Raw genomic sequence first — 5,589 nt, forward strand, 5'->3', positions numbered from 1 at the left:
GCGCGCGAGCTGCACGACGTACTCGCGCACAGCATCTCCGTCATCAACGTCCAGGCGGGAGTCGGGCTCGCGCTCCTCGACCGGGATCCCGAGCAGGCCCGCACAGCGCTGACCACCATCAAGGCGGCCAGCAAGGAGGCGCTCGGCGAGGTCCGGCAGGTGCTCGACACCCTCCGGGCGCCCGGCGCCGCACCCCGCGCGCCCGCCCCAGGCCTCGACCGGCTGCCCGAACTCACCGAACAGGCCTCGGCCGCCGGCCTGACCGTGGAGGTGGCGGTCGAGGGCGCACGGGCTCCCCTCCCGCCGGGCGCCGACCTGGCCGCCTTCCGGATCGTCCAGGAGGCCCTGACCAACGTCGTACGCCACTCCGGCTCGCGCACTGCCCGCGTGCTGCTGCACTACGCGCCACGGGAGTTGGAGATCAGGGTCGACGACGACGGGCCGGCGGCCGCGGAGGGCGGTGAGACCGGCGGCGGCAGAGGCCTGGTCGGTATGTGCGAGCGGGCCGCCGCGCTGGGCGGCACGGTCGAGGCCGGGCCGCGCCCCGACGGCGGCTTCCGGGTGCTGGCCCGCATCCCGATGGCCGGACGGACCCAGGCCGGATCCGAGTCGGCCGTACAGGCACAGGAGAAACCCTCGACCGGACCGGGGCAGGAGAGACCGGAGAAGGAGTCCCCGTGATCCGTGTGGTGCTCGCCGACGACCAGCTTCTCGTACGGGCCGGGTTCCGCGCGCTGCTCGACGCCCAGCCCGACATCGAGGTCAGTGGGGAGGCGGCGGACGGCGAACAGGCGCTGACCCTCGTGCGTGAACTGCGCCCGGACGTCGTGCTGATGGACATCCGGATGCCGCGCCTGGACGGCCTGGAGGCAACCCGGGGCATCACCGGCGACCCCGAACTGGAGAAGGTGAGGGTGGTCATGCTGACCACCTTCGAGCTGGACGAGTACGTCTTCGAGGCCATCCGCTCCGGCGCCTCCGGCTTCCTGGTCAAGGACACCGAGCCGGACGAACTACTGCGCGCCGTACGGGCCGTGGTCGGCGGCGACGCCCTGCTCTCCCCGAGTGTCACGCGGCGCCTGATCGCGGAGTTCGCGGCCCGCTCCAAGGCCCCGGCGGCCGCCGCGGGGCTTGAGGAGCTGACCGAGCGGGAGCGGGAGGTGATGGCGCTGGTCGGCATCGGGCTGTCCAACGAGGAGATCGCCCGCCGTCTGGTCGTCAGCCCGCTGACCGCGAAGACGCACGTGAGCCGGGCCATGGTGAAGCTGGGCGCCCGCGACCGGGCCCAACTGGTCGTGCTGGCCTACGAGTCGGGCCTGGTCCGCCCGGGCTGGCTCGGCTGACGACCGCGCAACCGCGGCGCGGTGGGCAGGAAGGAACGGCAGACCAGGTCCTCCGCCGCCGAGCGCAGTGCGTCACCAGCAGTCCCTGTCCCTCCCCGAGCCGGCCCGACGGCTCGGCGCTGTCCAGGACCGGCTCGCCGGCTTACGCGCGCATCCCGCCGGCCCGCCGGGTCGCGTACGCGATGAGCGCCGCGACGGCCGAGAGCAGCGCGACCGTGGTGAGCGCGGTGGGCAGCGAGAACCAGTCGGCCAGGAAGCCGATGGCGGGCGGGCCGAGCAGCATCCCGCCGTAGCCGAGCGTGGAGGCCGCGGCCACCCCGCTCGGGCCCGCCAGCGCCCCGGCGCGGCCGATGGCGATGGGGAAGATGTTGGCCAGGCCGAGGCCTGTCAGGGCGAAGCCGACGAGTGCCAGCCACACGTTCGGCGCCAGTGCGCCGAACAGCATCCCGGCGGCGGCCGTCGCGCCGCCCGTGACCAGCGCGCGCGTCTGGCCGAGGCGTTCGAGCAGCGCGGTACCCGACAGTCGGCCGATGGTCATCATCAGCGCGAAGAACGAGTAGCCCGCCGCGGCGAGCCCGGGGCCCGTGTCCAGGTCCTGCTGGAGATGGAGCGCGCCCCAGTCGGCGAGCGCGCCCTCGCCGTACGCGGTGCACAGGGCGATCAGGCCGAAGACCCCGACCAGCCACCGCGTACGCCCCGCGAGCCGTCCGCGCGGGGCACGCTCCGCCCGGCCCGGCTGCCCGGCAGCCGGACCGCCCGGCGCTTTGTGGGACAGGAGGGTCCGGCCCGCGGTCGCGGCGACGACCAGGCCGACGACCGTGAGCAGCAGCAGGTGACGGGTGGGGGAGAGGATGCCTGCGACGAGGCCGCCGAGGCCCGCGCCGAGCATGCCGCCCAGGCTGAAGGCCGCGTGGAAACTCGGCATGACCGGGCGCCGCAGGGCGGTGACGATGTCGACGGCCGCGCTGTTCATGGCCACGTTGAGCGCGCCGTACGCCGAGCCGAACACCAGCAGTACGAGGCCGAGCGCGAGCGCGGAGCCGGTCAGCGGCGGCAGCGCGATGCTCAGCGAGAGCAGCAGGGCGGTGGCGACGGTGACGGGGTGGTTGCCGAAGCGGTGGCAGAGCCGGCTGGTGACGGCCATGGTCGCCACCGCGCCCGCCGACACGCCCAGCAGCGCGAGCCCCAGATCGCCCGCTGAGGAGCCGGTCTGCTCCTTGATCGCGGGAATGCGGACGACCCAGCCGGCGAAAAGGAAGCCGTCCAGGGCGAAGAACGTGGTCACAGCGGTACGGAGGCTCCGCAGGGCGGGGTCCGCGAGTTCGTCGCGCCGCGCCCGGGGGATGGCCGTCCGTATTTTGTTCAGGCTCGGCACAAAGCCAGAATAGAGGCGTGACCCAGACTCGGACAACACGGTTGGAGAGAGGCCGGAGCGCCCTCGGCCCCGCGCTGGAACTCGTGCACACCGGACGGGCCCCCACCCGCGCCGTACTGACCGCCGAACTCGGCGTCACCCGGGCGACCGCGGGCGTGGTCGCCGCGGAACTGGAGACCCTCGGGCTGATCCGGGTCGACTCCCGGCCGACCGCCGCCGCGGGCGCGCAGGGACGCCCCTCCCACCGGCTCGCGATCGACCCCGACGGGCCCGTCGCGCTCGCCGCGCAGGTCCACGCCGACGGCTTCCGGGCCGCGCTCGTGGGCCTCGGCGGCCGGACCGTCGCCACCGCGCCCGGAGCCATGAGCGTGCCGGCCGACCCCGTACACGTCCTGACCGCCGTCGTCGAGGCCGGAGCCGAACTGCTGCGCCGGACCGGGCGCCGGTGCCTGGGCGCGGGGCTCGCCGTCCCGTCCGCGGTCGCAGAGCCCGAGGGCGCGGCGCTCAACCCGCTCCACGTGGCCTGGCCCGCGGGCGCGCCCGTACGCGAGATCTTCGCCGAGCGCGTACGGGAGGCGGGCGTTCTGGGCCCCGCGGGTACCCCCGTCACGGCCTTCACCGGCAACGACATCAACCTCGCCGCCCTCGCCGAACACCGGCACGGCGCCGGGCGCGGCTCGCGCGACCTGCTGTGCGTGGCCACCGGGCACCGCGGCGTGGGCGGCGCGCTCGTCCTCGACGGGCGGCTGCACAGCGGCAGTTCGGGCCTCGCGCTCGAAGTCGGTCATCTGACCGTGAACCCCGAGGGACGCCCCTGCTACTGCGGCAGCCGCGGCTGCCTGGACGTCGAGGCCGACCCGCTCGCCTTCCTCACCGCCGCCGGCCGCGACGCGGGCCCCGAGGTCTCCCTGCTCCGGCAGGCGGCCGACCTTCTCCGTACGGAGTACGGAGACCCGGCCGTACGGGCCGCCACCGGGCAGCTCATCGACCGCTTGGGCCTGGGCCTCGCGGGCCTGGTCAACATCCTCAACCCCGACCGCATCATCCTCGGCGGCCTCCACCGCGAACTCCTGGCCGCCGACCCGGACCGCCTCCGCGCGGTCGTGGCCGACCGCAGCCTCTGGGGTCGGAGCGGCGGCGTCCCCATCCTCCCCTGCACCCTCGACCACAACAGCCTGGTGGGCGCCGCGGAGCTCGCCTGGCAGCCGGTCCTGGACGACCCGTTGGGGGCGTTGGCCGGCCAACGGGAGAAGCGTGCCTGAGGTTCGACGGCGAAGACCCCGCCCTCCGCCGGACCCCACCGGCCTGCGGCCGTGACCCAGAGGAGGGCCGAGCACAGGAACGCGGTCCCGGCGAACCCGAGCGGCCGCCCCAGAGCGTCCGCCCGCGCACTCGCGAGCACCGCGCCGGCGGCGGCCAGGGCCAGCCGGATGGCGGCGGCGTCAGAGCTGAGCGCTTCTCCGCCTGTCGCGCGCGACGACCACCAGGAGCGGGAACGCGGCGACCAGCGCGAGGACGAAGGCGCCCTCCCGCACGTACTGGAAGTTCATCGGCACGGTGGCGGTGAGGACCGCGTGGGCGCGGACGAGCGCGAACGCAGCGACGGGAATCGCCCACCGGTAGTCGCCGGTACTCGCGGTCGCGTACCAGGCAGCGGCCAACGCGCCGACTTCGCAAATGAGTTGGGCGAACTGTGACCACTGGTCGTGAGGGCCGATCCGCAGCCCGCCGACCACGGTCAGAGCCAGGGCGACCGGAACGAGCCATCCGTAGGAGCGGCGGCGCAGCCGGTTCGGGCGGGTGGCCGCCAGCACACCGCAGGCGAAGAGCAGGGTCACCGGCAGCATGAGGTCACTGGCGGGGATCGGGGTGCCCAACCCGTAGTAGCCCAACCCCACCATGCCCTCGTCACCGAAGAACGTCGAACTGCCGAACGTGGCACTGGCCCAGACCATCGCGGCCGAGGCCGGCAGCGCGATCCACAGCTTGCCGCGCAACAGCGCGACCAGGGCCACCAGCGGCAGCAGACCGTAGGGCAGCATGCGCGTGATCGTGCCGGGCCCCTGCGCCCAGGAGAACCATCCGTGGGCGTGGAAGGCGATGGCGTCGTTGCCAGGATCGACGCGCAGCGCCCAGTCCCATACGTCCTGCAGGTACGGCACCAGCGCGAGCGCGGCGAGGACGAGAGCGGCCAGGTGGATGCCGTCCAGCCACCACGGACGGGCCGTGTCCTTCGAGGCCGCGCGCGCATGGGCCCGAAGCGCGCCGCGCAGCAGGGCGGCGGTCTCGCGCGGGGGCGGCCAGGCGCGGCCGGGGTGGGCCTCGGCGAGGCAGCCCAGCAGCTCGTCCCCGTACCGGTCGCGGTGGGCCTTGGGGTAGGCGATCAGCAGCAGACGGTTCATGCCGGGACCGTCCCGGGGAAGCTGGTGCGGCCGATGACGTGGGCGGAGGCCTGCTGCATGCGCAGTGCCTCCTGCTCCAGCCGGGCGGTGCCGTCTTCGGTGAGGCGGTAGTAGCGGCGCGCACGCCCGTCCACGATCTCCTCGTGGTCGGCCACCACCAGCCCGGTCTGCTCCATGCGCTCCAGCGCCCCGTACAGGGTGGCGACGGCGAGCTTCAGCCGGCCGTCGGTGGCGCGCTCGGTGGCCTTGACGATGCCGTAGCCATGCAGCGGGCCGTCCATCAGGGCGGCGAGGATGAAGTACTGCGACTCGGTCAGAGTTGGTCTAACTCTCTTCATTCCTGACATGCCGGGAAGAATATATCGACACTCGAAATATAGGAAATCCGTGCTTGGGTGCCTCGTACTCCCGGGGGAGCAGCCCATGCGCCGCCCCGTGTACGACGACTTCGGGGCGGCGCATGGGCTGC

At 73.9% G+C, this 5,589-nt stretch carries 6 protein-coding genes; 3 read left to right on the forward strand and 3 right to left on the reverse strand.

Annotated features, from left to right (window positions below; genetic code table 11):
- Together AOK16_RS16510 and AOK16_RS16515 are read left to right on the forward strand one after the other, a co-directional pair.
- Positions 1 to 681, forward strand: a 681-nt coding sequence (locus AOK16_RS16510; protein WP_240483602.1) for a sensor histidine kinase, incomplete at its 5' end; no start/stop codon positions are given.
- On the forward strand, positions 678 to 1,343 hold the full coding sequence (locus tag AOK16_RS16515) for a response regulator transcription factor (RefSeq protein ID WP_055473006.1): 666 nt from the start codon (positions 678 to 680) through the stop codon (positions 1,341 to 1,343). The genes AOK16_RS16510 and AOK16_RS16515, both read left to right, overlap by 4 nt.
- Before the next feature lie 142 nt (positions 1,344 to 1,485).
- On the opposite strand, the gene AOK16_RS16520 is transcribed toward AOK16_RS16515, so the two are convergent.
- Entirely contained in the window at positions 1,486 to 2,718 is a 1,233-nt protein-coding gene (locus AOK16_RS16520; protein ID WP_055473007.1) for an MFS transporter, read from the reverse strand.
- A 17-nt stretch (positions 2,719 to 2,735) separates the two neighbouring features.
- Here AOK16_RS16520 and AOK16_RS16525 point away from each other — a divergent pair, with 17 nt between their 5' ends.
- Complete coding sequence (locus tag AOK16_RS16525; RefSeq protein ID WP_055473008.1) at positions 2,736 to 3,980, forward strand: ROK family protein; 1,245 nt, start codon at positions 2,736 to 2,738, stop codon at positions 3,978 to 3,980.
- Between the two features lie 180 nt (positions 3,981 to 4,160).
- On the opposite strand, the gene AOK16_RS16530 is transcribed toward AOK16_RS16525, so the two are convergent.
- Together AOK16_RS16530 and AOK16_RS16535 are read right to left on the reverse strand one after the other, a co-directional pair.
- Positions 4,161 to 5,120 (reverse strand): hypothetical protein, encoded by a 960-nt coding sequence (locus AOK16_RS16530; protein ID WP_055473009.1) that lies wholly within the window; start codon positions 5,118 to 5,120, stop codon positions 4,161 to 4,163.
- On the reverse strand, positions 5,117 to 5,458 hold the full coding sequence (locus AOK16_RS16535; RefSeq protein WP_055473010.1) for a PadR family transcriptional regulator: 342 nt from the start codon (positions 5,456 to 5,458) through the stop codon (positions 5,117 to 5,119). Before AOK16_RS16535 ends, AOK16_RS16530 begins: the two co-directional genes overlap by 4 nt.
- Between the last annotated feature and the right edge of the window lie 131 nt (positions 5,459 to 5,589).

Source organism: Streptomyces pathocidini, assembly GCF_001418495.1.
GTDB lineage: Bacteria > Actinomycetota > Actinomycetes > Streptomycetales > Streptomycetaceae > Streptomyces > Streptomyces pathocidini.

What these genes read in the sequence shown, in the direction of transcription:
- AOK16_RS16535 (WP_055473010.1), bottom strand. Translation starts at nt 5,458, where the DNA reads ATGAAGAGAGTTAGACCAACTCTGACCGAGTCGCAGTACTTCATCCTC.
- AOK16_RS16530 (WP_055473009.1), bottom strand. Translation starts at nt 5,120, where the DNA reads ATGAACCGTCTGCTGCTGATCGCCTACCCCAAGGCCCACCGCGACCGG.